The organism is Actinoalloteichus sp. AHMU CJ021 (genome assembly GCF_002895405.1).
In the GTDB taxonomy this organism is placed as follows: Bacteria; Actinomycetota; Actinomycetes; order Mycobacteriales; family Pseudonocardiaceae; genus Actinoalloteichus_B; species Actinoalloteichus_B caeruleus.
The window spans coordinates 3,550,694-3,565,338 of record NZ_CP025990.1 but is presented as its reverse complement, the minus strand read 5'-3'; the positions used below and the strand labels follow the sequence as shown (position 1 = coordinate 3,565,338).

Genomic DNA, 14,645 nt, shown 5'->3' with positions numbered 1-14,645 from the left:
GCCGGAGCGGTGGTCGCCCCACCCGCCGCCCGTGGGAGCGGAGCGTGGTGAGGCTAGCCTTGGCTTGGTCGCGGTCGGGTGGCGGATCGCGTCCGCCGCCCGGGAGACCCCGGGTGGCAGCCGTTCCGCGCGAGGAGAGCACAGCAGCATGAACCGGTTCCCCAGCGTCCGTACCCGTGGCCTGACCAGGCGGCACTTCCTGATCGGGGGTGCCGGGGCGACGGTCGCGTTGCTCGCCGGCTGCGCCGACGGGTCGGGTGGTGACACCGGGGCCGGGGCCAGCGGGGCACCCGCCGCCGAGGGTTTCCCCACCTCGGTGGACCACCAGTTCGGGACGACCGAGCTGGACCGGGCCCCGGAACGGGTGGTGGCCCTCGGGTGGGGGGACGGCGACACCCTGCTGGCGCTGGGAGTGGTGCCGGTGGCTTCGGTCGACTGGTTCCGCGCCTACGACGACGGGTTCGGGCCGTGGGCCCGGGAGAGGCGGGGGGACGGCGAGGTCGAGGTGCTCACCGGCCCCGAGTTCTCCCCGGAGGGCATCCTCGCCCAGCGGCCGGACCTGGTCACCATGACCAAGTCGGACAACGACCGGTCGGTGTACGAGATGTTCGCCGAACTCGTGCCGACCCTGTCCGGGCCGGCCACCGACATCAGTTACGGCACCCACTGGCGCGACCAGACCCGGCTCATCGCCGAGGTGCTCGGGCGCCCGGAGGAGGGCCAGGCCCTCATCGGTGAGGTGGAGGACGCCTTCGCCGATGCCCGGGCGCGGTACCCCCAGTTCGAGGGGCGCACCTGTTCGGTGGTGTGGTGGGACGAGGCGTCGTACGCCGCCTACGTGGAGGGTGACACCCGGGTGGACACCCTGCGGGACCTCGGGTTCGTCAACTCGCCGGCGATCGAGGAGCTGCGCGGTGGTGACGGTTTCACCGTGGACGTCTCCCGGGAGGAGGCCGGGTTGCTGGAGGCGGACGTCTGCGTCGTCGTCAGCATGCAGCCGGCCGAGCGCATCGAGCAGGACACCCTGCTCCAGGGGACCGCGATGGCGCGGGAGGGGCGGATGATCGTGCTCAGCGACGCCGACGCGCAGAACGCGTTCTCGATGGGCACCGTCCTCAGCCTGCCCTACGCGCTCGACCTGCTGCTTCCCCAGCTCGCCGAGGCGTTGGCCGACTGACGGGGGGTGCCGGCGGTGGTGTGACGGGGCGGTGGCCGGACGAGGCCAACCGCGGCACACGGGGGAATGCGGGTGACCGCCGGGCGTGCTGGTGGCTAGTCTCGGCAGCGGGACCGCCGCCGGTCCCGCTCGTGGAGCGGGAAACGCCTTCCCGTCCCGGTTCCGCGTCCACATCGGTCGGCTCACAGCAGTCTGGAGATAGCGCGTGCAGCAGGTGAAGATCGGTGTCCAGCTCGAACCCCAGGCCACCACGACCGAGGCGCTGCGCCGCGCCTGGACGGGGGCCGACGAACTGGGGCTGGACACCGCCTACGTCTGGGACCACTTCTACCCACTCCACGGTGACCCGGACGCCGCCCACTTCGAGGCCTACGCGTTGCTGGCCGCGATGGCGGTCGAGACGTCCCGCATCCGGTTCGGTGCCCTGGTCACCTGCAACAGCTACCGCAACCCCAACCTGTTGGCCGACATGAGCCGGACCATCGACCAGCTCGGCGGGGGCCGGTTCATCCTCGGCATCGGTTCCGGGTGGTTCGAACGGGACTACACCGAGTACGGCTACACCTTCGGCACGGCGATCGGCCGCCTCCGGAAGCTGGAGACCGACCTGCCGGTGATCAAGCAGCGGCTCTCGGTGCTCAACCCCGGCCCGGCCGGCCCGATGCCGATCCTGATCGGCGGTTCCGGGGAGAAGGTGACGCTGCGGCTGGTGGCCGAGCACGCGGACGCCTGGAACGCCTTCGGCCCGCCGGACAACTTCGCGCACAAGAACCGGGTGCTGGACGAGTGGTGCGAACGGGTGGGCCGTGACCCCCGGGAGGTCCACCGCACGGTCCTCATCCGCCCGCACGAACTCGAGACGTGGCGGGACTACGTCGAGGCCGGTGCCCAGGAGCTGATCGTCTCCCTGGAGGACCCGTTCCCGCTGGACGGGGTCGCCGAGCTGCTGCGGGAGGTGCGGGCGGCGTGAGGTCGTCCCGCAGGCTGCCGGTGGGGGACGTGGAGCTGTGGACCGAGAGCATCGGTGACCCCGCGAACCCCCCGGTGCTGCTCGTGGCGGGCGCGAACTCCTCGGCGCTGGGCTGGCCGGACGAGTTCGTCGCCCGCCTCGTCGACGGCGGGCGACGGGTCCTGCGCTACGACCACCGTGACACCGGCAGGTCCACCACCCGGCCGTTCTCCGACGCGCCGTACCCGGTGGCCCGGCTGGCGGAGGACGCGCTGGGGGTGCTCGACGGCTGGGGGCTGCGGTCGGCGCACGTGGTGGGTCTCTCGCTCGGCAGCACCCTCGGCCAGCTGCTCGCGCTGGACCACCCGGAGCGGCTGCGCGGCCTCACCCTGATGCTGGGGGCGGCGCTCGACGTGGACTTCGTGGGCAACCTGCGGCGGGCCCACACCGGGGAACCCGACCCGGGCGGTCTGCCCCTGCCCCGCCGGGACGTGCTCGACGTGCTGGCCCGGCGGGCCGAGCCGCCCTCGGACCGGGCGGCCGCGCTGGACCGCCGCGTCGAGGAGTGGCGGGCCCTCGCCGGGCCCTCGGTGTTCGACGCGGCCGAGTTCCGCCGCTGGGAGGAGCGCGCCATCGAGCACGCCGGCACCCTCGAGCAGCCGAGCGCGCACGGCGCGGCGGAACCCGTGCCGACCGAGCGGGGCCGGGAACTGCGTGGCGTTCGGGTGCCGACCCTGGTGGTCCAGGGGGAGCTCGATCCGCTCAACCCGCCGCCGCACGGGCGGCACCTGGCCGACCTCATCCCCGGTGCCGTCCTGTGGGAGGTGGCGGGGCTGGGGCACGCGCTTCCCGGTGCCCTGCACGGGGTCCTGGCCGACCGCATCCTCGCGCACACCGCGGAGTGAGCCGCCCGGGAGCCCCGTACCGGGTGGTCCGGCCGGCGCGGCCCGGGCATCGGCCGTCCTGCCCGCCGCACCGACCGGGAGCGGCGGACCGGGTCGGTGTCAGGCGGAGCGCAGCCCCCAGCTCCCGTGGAACTCCGCTCCGGGGTCGAGCAGCACGAGCCCGTCACCGGAGTTGAACGCGTCCGGGGCGCAGGTCATCGGTTCGACGGTGATACCGGCCCGGCCCGCGCGGCCGGGCGGTGGGCCGTCGTCGGTGTAGACCTGGAGGTAGCGGTAGTTCTCGTCCACCCAGAGCTCGATGGTCGGGCCGCCCCGGCGGCTCAGCCGGGTCACGGCGGTGCCGTCCGCCTCGCGGAGGAGCCGGGTGTAGGCGGTGTCCAACTCGGTCGTGCCGAGCTCGCGGGGGACGCGGAAGTCCATGCCGGTCCCGTCGACCTCGGCGATCCCGGTGGGCAGCAGTCGGTCGTCGACCGTGTAGTAGGCGTCGGCGGGCAGCCGGACCCGCATGTCGTCAATCGTCTCCGAGCCCAGCTGGAAGTACGGGTGGAACGCCGCGCCGAACGGCGCCCGCGCCCGCCCGAGGTTGGTCGCGGTGAGCCGGGCACGGATGCCCCGCGCGCTGACCGCGTACTCCATGCGCAGGCCGAGCCGGAAGGGGTACCCGTACTGGGGGTGGAGCTGGTAGTCGAGCACCACCCGGTCCCGGGAGTGCTCGACGGGTTCCCACTCCACCCAGTTCACCAGGCCGTGCAGGGCGGTGTTCCGCTCGGGTTCGTTGACGGGGACCTGGTACTCCGCGTCGTCGAAGGTGTAGTGGCCGCGGTCGATGCGGTTGGGCCAGGGCACGATGGTCTTGCCCTGGTAGCTGTCGCCCACCGAGTGGGGTTCGTGGGTGAGCAGCCGTTCCTCGCCGTCGACCTTCCAGGACAGCAGGGTCGCCGCGACGCCCGCGACGACGACGGCGTGCCGACCGGCGCGGATCTCGTACAGGCGGCCGGTGGCCTCCCCGACGGGTGGGCGCGGCCCGGTGGCGGGGTGCGTGCCGGGACCGTCGGCGGTCGAGGCCTGGCTCGTCCCGGCGATGCCCGTCACGCCCAGCAGTCCCAGTCCGCCGGCTGCCCCGAGCGCGGCGCGCCGGGACAGTGCGGATCCTGCGGATCGCTCGGTGCTCCTGCTCATCCTGGGCTCCTCCCGACCGGCGCTGTCGAGGCGTGGTCATCCCATCGTGGGGTACGGCAGGACGTCCGTCACGTCGACGCCGCCGGTCTGTCCGGTCTTCCGTCCGCCCGGCACCGCTGATCGGGGGTGCCGGGCGGACGGCCCCGCGTCGAGCGGGGTTACCGGACGCGCCGCCCGTCCGGTGGGGGAGGGACGGCCCGGTCGGGTGGGCTCAGGGCAGCAGCAGACCGTTGCGCCCGGCGCGGGCGTCCTCGAAGCGGCGACCGACCTCGGCCCAGTCGACGACGTTCCACAGCGCGTTGACGTAGTCGGGCTTGACGTTGCGGTACTGGAGGTAGAAGGCGTGCTCCCACACGTCGAACAGCAGGATCGGCACCGACGGCAGCACCGAGTTCGCGTGGTGGTCCCTGATCTGCTGGGTGATCAGCCGCTGCCCGATCGGGTCCCAGGCGAGGACGGCCCAGCCGTTGCCCTGGATGGTGGTGGCGACGGCGTTGAACTGGGCGCGGAACCGGTCGAAGGAGCCGAACTCCTCGTCGATGGCGGCCGCGAGTTCCCCCACCGGCTTGTCGCCGCCGTTCGGCGACAGGACCTTCCACCAGATCACGTGGTGGGCGTGACCGGCGAGGTTGAACGCGAGCGTGGTCTGGAGGCCCACGATGGAGCCGAAGTCGTCGGCCTCCCGTGCCGCCGCGAGCTTCTCCAGCGTGTCGTTGGCGCCCTTGACGTAGGCGGCGTGGTGCTTGGAGTGGTGCAGCTCGTTGATCTCGCCGGTGATCGCCGGGGCCAACGCCGAGTAGTCGTAGTCCAGATCCGGCAGGGTGTAGGGGGCCATCGTCGGTCCTGTTCGTCGTTCCGTCGTGGGTACCAGCCCACCCTCCGACCTGAACCGCGCTTGAGGTCAAGGGGTTGTGATCGGAACGGCATCCGGTCGGCGGGGGTGGCGCTGGCGGGGAAAGCCGCGGTGTGACGGCGCTGGCGGGGTGCCGGCCGGGGGGGCGGGTGCGGTCCCGCGATCGTGTGCGGGCCGAGGACGGTTCGGGCGTTCCGGTCGTGGTGGGGGCCGAGGCGTCTCGGACGCCGGTTCGCCGGGCAGGAGCACCGGCGGGGAACTCCGGTGGTGGTGCACGACCCCCGACCTGTCCGGTTCGGGCGGAAGGGTCCGGTGTCCCACGCCCGGGCGCTCGGCCGCCGGTCGTGGTTCGGGATCGGTGCAGGTAGGACGGTGCTGATCACCCGCCCAGCGTCCGGTGGCCAGCGCTGGGGCACCGGGAGCCGGGACGCTGTCCGCTGTCCTGTTCCGCGTTGGCCCAGCTGCCCGGCCGCTACGCCGTCCGGCCGATTGAAGGGCGTCGACGGGCCAGCTCAGATGGTGCCCAGATCACCGTTACACCGGGCCGCGTCACGGGAAGCCGCCCCTGCCTTTCCCCACCGGGCGAAGAGAACGGAGACCACCACCATGGTGACCAGGCGAATGTTCCTCGGCGGCCTCGCCGCCACCGCCACCAGCGGCGCGTTGATCGGGAGCGGAACCGTCTCCGCCGCGTCCGGGCCTGTCGCCCCGGCCGCCGCGCGGGTGCCCAACTCGCTGCCGTTCACCGTGGTCAACGACAGCGGGCGGTACCCGAACAGCGCGCTGTGGATGCACCTCGTGGGACGCGAACTGCCCTCGGACCGCCCGGTGCGGATGACACCGGACGGGACGCTCGCCTACGTGTCCGCCTCCGACAACGACGCCGACGGTTTCGCCGACTACGCCATCCCGCTCAACGGTGCGGGGGACACCCGGTTCGACCTGCCGATCAACTTCTCCGGCCGGGCCTACTTCTCGGTGACGGAGAAGATCCGGTTCCGCGTCAACCCCGACGACACCCTGGCCTACCCGGCGGGGTGGGTCGAGAGCGACCCGAACTACCGGATCCTGCACGACTGCATGGAGTTCACCTACGACGCGACCGGCATGTACTGCAACACCACCAAGGTCGACATGTTCAGCATGCCGCTGGGCATCGAGCTGACGGGCAGCGAGACGCAGCGCACCGGCTTCCTCGTCGACGGGGGGCGCGAGGCCGTCCTCGCGGCGATGCGGGGCAACCCGGACTTCGCCAACCTCGTCGTCGACGACCTGCGCGTCATCGCGCCGAGCCACGGCATCGACTCCGGCCTGTTCTCCCCCACCTTCTACGACTCCTACGTGGACGCCGTCTGGAACAGGTACCAGAGCGACACGCTCACCGTCACCGCGAACCACACCGACTTCACCGGGCAGGTCCAGGGCGGGCTGTTCACCTTCACCGGCGGCGTCAGCCCCTTCGAGAAGCCGACGACCCGCGACGTGCTGTTCTGCGACGGAGCCCTGCACGCGCCCAACGACGGGATCTCGGGGCCGGTGGCCGCCGTGCTCGGCGCGAGCCTGAACCGGTCGACGCTGCTGGACAGCGCGCGGGCGCCGATCCTGGACCCGGACGCCTTCTACCTCGACCAGACCAGCAACCACTACTCGCGGGTGCTGCACGAGAACATGGTCGACGGGAAGGTCTACGGGTTCGCCTTCGACGACGTCGGTGACTTCGCCTCCTACGTCCAGGACCACGCGCCGGCCGGGATCACCGTGTCCATCAACCCGTTCTGATCCGGCGGCGGGGCCAGCCAGGTCCCCGTCGTCGCGACGGCCCCGGTCGCCCGGGCCGGCCCTTCCTCGGGCAGGCTCGGGCGAGGTCGGCGTCACGGGACACCGACGACGAGCGGACAGGAGGTCCCCAAGTGGACACGGTGCGGCACGAGGTCGTCGACGGGGTCGGGCGGCTGGTCCTGGACCGGCCGGCGGCCCTGAACGCCCTGGACCTGGACATGATCCGGGAGATGACGAGGGTGCTGGACGGCTGGCGCGACGACCCGGAGGTCCGGACCGTCCTGGTGGCCGGCGGCTCACCCCGCGCCTTCTGCGCTGGCGGGGACATCCGGGCCGCCCGGGCGGCCAGCCTGGCCGGTGACGAGGAGAACGTGGCCGAGTTCTTCCGCGCCGAGTACGCCCTCAACGGCTTGATCGCCGAGTACCCCAAGCCCTACGTCGCCCTGCTCGACGGGATCGCGATGGGTGGTGGGCTCGGCATCTCCGCGCACGGGTCGATCCGGGTCGTCACCGAACGGTCCCGGTTGGCGATGCCGGAGACCGGCATCGGTTTCTTCCCCGACGTCGGGTCCACCTACTTCCTGCCCCGGCTGCGGGGCGCGTCCGGCCGCCACCTGGGACTCACCGGTGTCCACATCGGAGCAGGGGCTGCCGTGGACACCGGGCTGGCGACCCACCACGTTCCCGCCGAGCGGCTGCCCGACCTGGTCGCCGCGCTGGGAACCGGGACCGCGGCGGAGGTGGTCGCCGGGTTCGCCACGCCCCCGCCGGTGTCGGAGCTCGCGCCGGTGGCCGAGGCCGTCGACCGGTGCTTCGCCGCCGACTCGGTCGAGGAGGTCGTCGCGCGGCTGGAGGCGGAGACCGGGCCGCACCAGGAGTGGGCGCGCGCCACCTTGGCGACCCTGGCGGCGATGTCACCGACCAGCCTGCACCTCGCTGCCGGCCTGTTCCGGCGCGGTGCCGCCTCCTCGCTGCGGGAGTGCCTGGCCCGGGAGCTGCGGGTGGCGGCGTGGGCCGCGCACAGCCACGACTTCCACGAGGGGGTGCGGGCGCAGCTGGTGGACAAGGACCGCCGGCCGCGCTGGTCGCCGGCCACGCTCGCGGAGGTCGACACGGCGTTGGTCACCCGGGTGCTCGACGGCTGAGGCGCGGACGCCCGTCCCGGAGGGTGGCGGTCGCTCGCTCGTCGACGTCTGGATCGTGTCTGGTTGTCCGGTCGCGGGTACGCGGATTGGTCCGAACGGACCTGTCCCGGCCGCCGGTCGGTCGGCTTGGATGTGAACGATCCACACATTCGACGGTGTGGTCGGTTTTTTGCCGCCCATCACCCCTCGGGGAGGGAGAGTTCATGAGAGCAGGTCGGGCACGACGCTGGTCCACCCTGGTCGCGGCCACCGCCGCCGTGGCCGCCGCCGGAGCGGGAACGGCCATCGCGGACACCACGGGTGGCGACGGGGTGAGCACCCGCATCGTGGGCGGCGAGCGGGCCAGCATCGAGGACTACCCGTGGGCCGTCTACCTGACGACGCCGGCCGGCCAGCAGTTCTGCGGCGGCTCCCTCGTCGCCGCGGACAAGGTCGTCACGGCGGCCCACTGCACGGAGGACTCCGCTCCGTCCGACATCCGGGTCGTCGCCGGCCGGGAGGACAAGAACAGCACCGACGGCGACGAGGCCGAGGTCACCGACATCTGGATCAACCCCGACTACGACAGCACCTCGTTCAGCGGCGACGTCTCGGTCCTCACCCTCGACGTCGAGCTGGACCACCCGACGGTGCCGCTGGCCACCCCGGCCGACGAGGACCTGCACACCCCGGGGGAGGCGGCCACCGTCGTCGGCTGGGGCACCACGTCCTCCGGGGGCGCGGCCTCCCGCTACCTGCTCGAGACCACGGTCCCGCTCGTCAGCGCCGAGGACTGCGCCAGCGCCTACGGCGGCGAGTTCGACGAGGCCACCATGCTGTGCGCCGGGCTCGAGGAAGGCGGCAAGGACGCCTGCCAGGGCGACTCGGGCGGCCCGCTGGTGGTTGAGGGCACCCTGGTGGGCGTCGTCTCCTGGGGCTACGGCTGCGCGCAGGCCGGCTACCCGGGCGTCTACGCCGGCGTCGCCGCGCACAGCGACCAGCTCGCCGAACAGATCGCGTCCTGACCGGCGCGGGGCCCCGGCCCCGCACCCCCGATCCGGTGGCCCCGGGGTTCGCCGCCCCCCGGGGCCACCGCCATGTCCCGCCCCGGCGGGCCGATCCACCGTCCCGGCCCGTCCGTCCCGGGTGATCTTCGGGCACCACCCCGGCGGGGGATGCCACACCCCCCGGCCCGCACCGGCACAATGCAGGCCGGAGATCAGCGAGAGGGCGGATGCAGAACCGATGACGATGTCCATTCACCAGAGGATCGCCGAGGAACTCGGGGTGCGGCAGGGCCAGGTCCAGGCCGCCGTCGACCTGCTCGACGGAGGGGCGACCGTGCCCTTCATCGCGAGGTACCGCAAGGAGGCCACCGGCACACTCGACGACGCCCAGCTGCGGGACCTGGAGGAACGCCTCCGCTACCTGCGCGAACTGGAGGACCGGCGGGCGGCGATCCTGGAGTCGATCCGGTCGCAGGGCAAGCTCGACGACGAGCTCGCGGCGCGGATCAACGCCGCCGAGTCGAAGGCCAGGCTGGAGGACATCTACCTGCCCTACAAGCCGAAACGGCGCACCAAGGCGCAGATCGCCAGGGAGGCCGGGCTCGAACCGCTCGCCGACCTGCTCCTCGCCGACCCCACCCACGACCCGAAGGCCGTCGCGGCCGACTACGTCGACGCCGAGAAGGGCGTCGCCGACGGGACGGCCGCCCTGGAGGGCGCCCGGGCCATCCTGGTGGAACGCTTCGCCGAGGACGCCGACCTCATCGGCGAGCTCCGCGAGGAGATGTGGACCCGGGGCCGGGTGGCCGCCCGGGTGCGGGAGGGCCAGGAGAACGAGGGCGCGAAGTTCGCCGACTACTTCGACTTCTCCGAGCCCTTCACCAAACTCCCCTCCCACCGGATCCTCGCGCTGTTCCGGGGGGAGAAGGAAGGCGTGCTCGACCTCGTCCTCGAACCCGACGAGGACAGCAACCCGGGTGAGGCGCCGCAGGGCCCGAGCAGCTACGAACAGCGGATCGCGCACCGCTTCGACATCGGCGACCAGGGCCGCCCGGCCGACCACTGGCTGCTCGACTCGGTGCGCTGGGCCTGGCGCACCCGCGTCCTGGTGCACCTCGGCATCGACCTGCGCACCCGACTGCGGCAGGCCGCCGAGGAGGAGGCCGTCCGCGTCTTCGCCGCGAACCTACGAGACCTGCTGCTCGCCGCCCCGGCCGGCACCCGGCCCACCCTCGGCCTCGACCCGGGCTTCCGCACCGGGGTGAAGGTCGCCGTGGTCGATGGCACCGGAAAGGTCGTGGCCACCGACACCATCTACCCGCACAAGCCCCAGGACCGCTGGGACTCCTCGATCGCCACCCTCGCGCGCCTCGCCGAGCGCCACGGCGTCGAACTCGTCGCCATCGGCAACGGCACCGCGTCCCGCGAGACCGACCGGCTGGCCGCCGACCTCATCCGCCGGCACCCCGAGTTGAGGCTGACCAAGGTGATGGTCTCCGAGGCGGGCGCCTCGGTGTACTCGGCCTCCGCCTACGCCTCCCAGGAACTGCCCGAACTGGACGTGGCGCTGCGCGGCGCCGTCTCCATCGCCCGCCGGCTCCAGGACCCGCTCGCCGAGCTGGTCAAGATCGACCCGAAGTCCATCGGGGTGGGCCAGTACCAGCACGACCTCTCCGAGACGATGCTCTCGCGGTCGCTGGACGCGGTGGTCGAGGACTGCGTGAACGGCGTGGGGGTGGACGTCAACACCGCATCGGCCCCGCTGCTGACCCGGGTCTCCGGCATCGGTGAGGGACTGGCGGAGAACATCGTCCTCCACCGCGACACCCACGGTCCGTTCCGCTCCCGCAAGCAGCTCAAGGACGTCTCCCGGCTGGGGCCGAAGGCCTTCGAGCAGTGCGCCGGCTTCCTCCGGATCCCCGACGCCGAGGACCCGCTGGACAGCTCGGCGGTGCACCCGGAGTCCTACCCCGTCGTGCGCCGCATCCTGGACGCGGTGGGCAGCGACGTCGCCGGTCTGATCGGCAACACCCGGCTGCTGAAGTCCGTGCGCCCCACCGACTTCGTCGACGACGCCGTCGGACTGCCCACCGTGACCGACATCCTCGGTGAGCTGGAGAAGCCGGGCCGCGACCCGCGTCCGGCGTTCCAGACGGCCGCCTTCGCCGAGGGGGTCGAGACCCTGGCCGACCTGCGTCCCGGCATGACCCTGGAGGGCGTCGTCACCAACGTCGCCGCCTTCGGGGCCTTCGTCGACATCGGCGTGCACCAGGACGGCCTGGTCCACGTCTCGGCGATGTCGAGGAACTTCGTGCGCGACCCCCGCGAGGTGGCCAAGCCCGGCGACATCGTCAAGGTCAAGGTGCTGGAGGTCGACGCCACCCGCAAGCGCATCTCCCTGACCCTGCGCCTCGACGACGAGCTGCCCCAGGCCGGGGGCCAGCCCGGGGAGCGGCGCGGCGGCCAGGGCGGCCGAGGCGGTCAGGGCCAGGGCGGTCAACGTCAGGGCGGCGGCCGTCAGCAGGGCGGCCGAGGTGGACAGCGCCGGGAGCGCGCCGACAGTGGCGGCGGAGCGATGGCCGACGCGCTGCGCCGCGCCGGGTTCGGCGGCGGCTCCCGCTGAGCTGAGCCCGACCGGTCGGTGGGGGCGCGGCGCCTCGGCCGGCCGGTCCGGCCCTCGCGGTCCTTGACGGTGCTGGCGACGACCACGGCCGACCGGCCGCCGAACCTGGCGGGTGCGGCGCCGCGAACGACCAGGCGGTCGACTAGGGGGTCACCCCCGCCGGGCCAGGGCCGGAGGACGGGCGCTCCCCGACGAGTTCGGTGATGCGCTCGTCCAGGTCGAGCAGCGCCGGATGCCGACCCCGCCCCCGGGCCCGCTGGCGGAGCGCCACCACCCGGTCGACGGTGCGGGCCGAGGACAGCTCGCCCATGTCGGCGAAGGCCTGACCGGCCACGGACTCGGCCTGGTCGTAGTCGCCGAGTTCCAGGTGGGCGGCGGCGATGTGGATCCGGGTCTTCGCCCGCGCCGTCACCCTGTCCTCGGGCAGGGCGGCCGCCGCCTGTTCGAGCAGGGCGAGCCCCTGCTGGGGCCGGCCGGCGTCCCGCAGACACTGCCCCATGTCCGCGAGCAGATCCGGCTCACCATAGAAGGCCAGCCATTCGGGCTCCGGCGGGCCCGGCCGGTCGAAGGCGCGTTGCGCCTCCTCGATCGCCTGCCGCGCCGAGCGGGCGTCGCCCACGAAGGCGAGCCCCCGGGCCTCGATAGCGTGCAGCCAGGCGGCGAACCTCGGGGTGGCCGCGCCCTCGGTCATCCGCAGCGCCGACCGCGCCAACGCCGCCGCGTGCGGGCCGTGTTCCGCGCCGGTCGCCTGGCTGGTGGCGTTGCCGATGTCGATGGTCAGCCGGCTCATCTCGGCGAGCACGTTGGCCGCGAACAGCGTGTCGCCGGCCTGGGTGGCCAGGTGCAGGGCCTGCGCGTAGTAGCGCTGACCCAGGGCGTGCCGCCCGCTGTCCACCGTGGTCAGCCCGGCCAGCCAGGTGGCACGTGCCACGGCGGAGAAAAGCTCCCGGCCGTGTTGTTCGGAGTAGGTGGCCTCCAACGCGACCCTGGCCTCGTCGTGCAGGAAGCGCACCACGCGGTCCCGCACCTGCCCGCCCCCGAACCGGCGGTGCAGCGTCTCGAAGTGACGGGCCGTCTCCCGGAGCACCTTGATGTCGGCGGCGCCGATGCGTCGCCCCCCTCCCACCGCCGCCGTCGCCTCCGGCGGCGGGGCGGTCAGTGCCAGCCAGGCCGGCTCCGCGAAGGCGCTCGCCGTGAACGCCGAGCCCAGCAGGAAATTGCGTCGGTTCAGGTCGCGTCCGGACAGCTCCACCACGGTGCCCATCGTCCCACCCGGAGTGGACGCGCGACGGAGCGCGTCAAAGGTGTCACCCGCCGTTCGGTGGTCGTCGAACCCGCAGGCGGTGACCGTCACCGGGTAGCCGAGTCGCCGCGACAACGCGGCGGCCACCAGCCGGGGCACCGGATCGCGGGGCTGGCAGCCCAGCAGCATCCGTTTCACGGAGGTGGGAGTGGTTCCGAGATGGATGCCCTCCCGCGCGGCGGTCCGCACCACCGCGTTCGCCAGCCCCGTGTTGCTCAGCTCCGCCTCCGCCATCAGTCGGCGCAGGTCCTGGTTCCCGTGCATCGCGACCCCGTGTCATCACCGTGGGTTTCCCTGTGCGTCCGGAGAGTAGTGGCCCGAGTGGACGAGTGGGAGGCGTTGGGGCTGGTCACGGCGAAGTGAGACCCCAGTAGGACCCCTGGGAGGGGACTGGGACTTCCGCCGGGCGGCGAGAGGTGGTGGGCGGGTCGTGGACGGAAGGCGTCCACTGTGGGACTGCCGTGGCGATCGATCCGGCGGTGAGGTGGGGGTGTGGCCGGGCGCACGGCCGCGAAACCGTCATCGAGATCGGGGAATGACCACATGGGACGACGGAAGGGCAGTCCAGCCGAGATCGCCTCGGCCATCACCAGGCGCTACATGGGCCGCTGGTCCTGGGTGTCGGACGAGCAGCGGCTGCGGTACTACCAGGACTGGCTGCGGGAGATGGAGCCCTGCGTCACCGAGGAGCCCGACCTCCACTCGGAGTGGGTGCGGACGATGGTGGGCCAGCTCCGGCGGGTGGTGCGTGAGCTGGAAGCCAAAGAGGCCGAGGCGGCGGCAGCGGAGGACACGGCCTCCGCTGCTCAGGCAGCGACGCCGTGACCACCCCGGCTCCCCGAGCGGGCGTGTCCAGCGCGGTGTGCGCCGGGTTCGCCCCCGCCGTAGCGGGTGATCCCGTGACCGCCCTCCCGCCCGATGTCGTGATGCCGGGTCGCGAGCTTGCCCGGCTGGTGGTGTGGTGGCCGGAGCAGTACCGGCCGGTTCGCCTGGGTGTCGAGGCAGGCCGCCTTGGAGTCGTCCTCCGTCCGGAACACGCGCCCGCCGAACCGGTCGGGCTGCCCGGCGTGCAGGCCCGGCGGGTGGCCGGGGCGCTCCTGGTGCCCGACGCCGACGCGGTGGCGACCGTCATCACGGCCGGGCCGGGGGTGGTGGCCTCGCTGATGGTGACGACCCTGTCCCGCCTCGGCGGGAAGGTCCTCACCCTGACCTCTCCCGGTTCCCCGCCGCTGACGTGGGCGCTTCCCATGCGCTGGCGCCCACCCCACGACCGTGGTCTGAGGCTCACCCACCCGCAGCGGGCCGGGGAGCTGATCGGCCAGGCCGCCTCCGCCGCCGCCGCCGACACCCTCACCTGAACAGGAGAACCGCCGTGGACATGCAGCAGATCATCGGAGGCTTACAGGCCGCGACCACCCTGCTGGAGCCCTACGGGCTCAGCCAGGAACAGGGCCGGATGGACGAGGTCGCCGGGCACCTGGCGGTGCTCAACGGCACCGCCCGGCACGCCGAGGTCCTCGCGCAGCTGGAGCAGATCCGCCAGTCGATCGCGATGGCCGCGAACCAGCAACAGCAGTTACGCGAGCAGTTGGTGCGGCTGATGGCCACGTTTCAGGGCGGCTTCGGGATCTGACCAGGCCCCTGGGCCGCCAGCCGGTGGGGCGGTGCACGGCACCCACGACCCCGCCCCGGCCGACGAACCACCCCGGGGCCGTCCGCTGCCGCACCCGTCGAACACCCCGTGGG

13 protein-coding genes are annotated in these 14,645 nt (G+C 73.0%); 10 read left to right on the top strand and 3 right to left on the bottom strand.

Annotation, left to right across the window (positions count from 1 at the left end; genetic code table 11):
* Positions 1-148: 148 nt before the first annotated feature.
* From C1701_RS15390 to C1701_RS15380, 3 genes are all read left to right on the top strand, one after another.
* The gene (locus C1701_RS15390; RefSeq protein ID WP_030107508.1) at positions 149-1,177 is read left to right on the top strand and encodes an iron-siderophore ABC transporter substrate-binding protein; all 1,029 of its coding nucleotides are present in this window, start codon (positions 149-151) and stop codon (positions 1,175-1,177) included.
* 205 nt (positions 1,178-1,382) lie between these two features.
* Positions 1,383-2,147, top strand: a complete 765-nt coding sequence (locus C1701_RS15385) for an LLM class F420-dependent oxidoreductase (RefSeq protein ID WP_026419158.1) — start codon at positions 1,383-1,385, stop codon at positions 2,145-2,147.
* Positions 2,144-3,031, top strand: coding sequence for an alpha/beta fold hydrolase (locus C1701_RS15380; RefSeq protein ID WP_051314041.1), 888 nt, complete (start codon positions 2,144-2,146; stop codon positions 3,029-3,031). Before C1701_RS15385 ends, C1701_RS15380 begins: the two co-directional genes overlap by 4 nt.
* A gap of 99 nt (positions 3,032-3,130) precedes the next feature.
* Here the strand turns inward: C1701_RS15380 and C1701_RS15375 are convergent, their stop codons facing one another.
* Positions 3,131-4,210, bottom strand: a complete 1,080-nt coding sequence (locus C1701_RS15375) for an aldose 1-epimerase family protein (protein WP_103056081.1) — start codon at positions 4,208-4,210, stop codon at positions 3,131-3,133.
* Positions 4,211-4,421: 211 nt separating this feature from the next.
* Complete coding sequence (locus tag C1701_RS15370; protein ID WP_026419161.1) at positions 4,422-5,045, bottom strand: superoxide dismutase; 624 nt, start codon at positions 5,043-5,045, stop codon at positions 4,422-4,424.
* A 624-nt stretch (positions 5,046-5,669) separates the two neighbouring features.
* On the opposite strand from C1701_RS15370, the gene C1701_RS15365 reads away from it, so the two are divergent.
* The 4 genes from C1701_RS15365 (at position 5,670) to C1701_RS15350 (ending at position 11,596) form a co-directional block, all read left to right on the top strand.
* Complete coding sequence (locus tag C1701_RS15365; protein WP_103056080.1) at positions 5,670-6,842, top strand: beta-1,3-glucanase family protein; 1,173 nt, start codon at positions 5,670-5,672, stop codon at positions 6,840-6,842.
* Between the two features lie 131 nt (positions 6,843-6,973).
* Positions 6,974-7,987: an enoyl-CoA hydratase/isomerase family protein gene (locus C1701_RS15360; RefSeq protein WP_103056079.1), complete on the top strand. Its 1,014-nt coding sequence runs from the start codon at positions 6,974-6,976 to the stop codon at positions 7,985-7,987.
* Positions 7,988-8,190: 203 nt separating this feature from the next.
* Positions 8,191-8,991 carry a S1 family peptidase gene (locus tag C1701_RS15355; RefSeq protein ID WP_026419164.1) on the top strand — a complete coding sequence of 267 codons (801 nt, stop codon included), beginning with the start codon at positions 8,191-8,193 and terminating at the stop codon, positions 8,989-8,991.
* Positions 8,992-9,211: 220 nt separating this feature from the next.
* Complete coding sequence (locus C1701_RS15350; RefSeq protein WP_035292278.1) at positions 9,212-11,596, top strand: Tex family protein; 2,385 nt, start codon at positions 9,212-9,214, stop codon at positions 11,594-11,596.
* 142 nt (positions 11,597-11,738) lie between these two features.
* Here the strand turns inward: C1701_RS15350 and C1701_RS15345 are convergent, their stop codons facing one another.
* Positions 11,739-13,163: a hypothetical protein gene (locus C1701_RS15345; RefSeq protein ID WP_103056078.1), complete on the bottom strand. Its 1,425-nt coding sequence runs from the start codon at positions 13,161-13,163 to the stop codon at positions 11,739-11,741.
* 279 nt (positions 13,164-13,442) lie between these two features.
* Here C1701_RS15345 and C1701_RS15340 point away from each other — a divergent pair, with 279 nt between their 5' ends.
* The 3 genes from C1701_RS15340 to C1701_RS15330 all read left to right on the top strand — a co-directional run bounded on the left by C1701_RS15340 (position 13,443) and on the right by C1701_RS15330 (position 14,532).
* Positions 13,443-13,724, top strand: coding sequence for a hypothetical protein (locus C1701_RS15340; protein WP_026419167.1), 282 nt, complete (start codon positions 13,443-13,445; stop codon positions 13,722-13,724).
* A gap of 74 nt (positions 13,725-13,798) precedes the next feature.
* A complete protein-coding gene (locus C1701_RS15335) occupies positions 13,799-14,257 on the top strand; it encodes a hypothetical protein (RefSeq protein WP_337661705.1) in 459 nt (152 codons plus the stop codon).
* 14 nt (positions 14,258-14,271) lie between these two features.
* Positions 14,272-14,532 (top strand): hypothetical protein, encoded by a 261-nt coding sequence (locus tag C1701_RS15330; protein WP_030104388.1) that lies wholly within the window; start codon positions 14,272-14,274, stop codon positions 14,530-14,532.
* Positions 14,533-14,645: the final 113 nt, after the last annotated feature.

Excerpts from the sequence above, each read along its gene's own strand:
- C1701_RS15345 (WP_103056078.1), bottom strand. The coding sequence starts at position 13,163 with ATGCACGGGAACCAGGACCTGCGCCGACTGATGGCGGAGGCGGAGCTG.
- C1701_RS15370 (WP_026419161.1), bottom strand. The coding sequence starts at position 5,045 with ATGGCCCCCTACACCCTGCCGGATCTGGACTACGACTACTCGGCGTTG.
- C1701_RS15355 (WP_026419164.1), top strand. The coding sequence starts at position 8,191 with ATGAGAGCAGGTCGGGCACGACGCTGGTCCACCCTGGTCGCGGCCACC.
- C1701_RS15375 (WP_103056081.1), bottom strand. The coding sequence starts at position 4,210 with ATGAGCAGGAGCACCGAGCGATCCGCAGGATCCGCACTGTCCCGGCGC.
- C1701_RS15390 (WP_030107508.1), top strand. The coding sequence starts at position 149 with ATGAACCGGTTCCCCAGCGTCCGTACCCGTGGCCTGACCAGGCGGCAC.
- C1701_RS15340 (WP_026419167.1), top strand. The coding sequence starts at position 13,443 with ATGGGACGACGGAAGGGCAGTCCAGCCGAGATCGCCTCGGCCATCACC.
- C1701_RS15365 (WP_103056080.1), top strand. The coding sequence starts at position 5,670 with ATGGTGACCAGGCGAATGTTCCTCGGCGGCCTCGCCGCCACCGCCACC.
- C1701_RS15350 (WP_035292278.1), top strand. The coding sequence starts at position 9,212 with ATGACGATGTCCATTCACCAGAGGATCGCCGAGGAACTCGGGGTGCGG.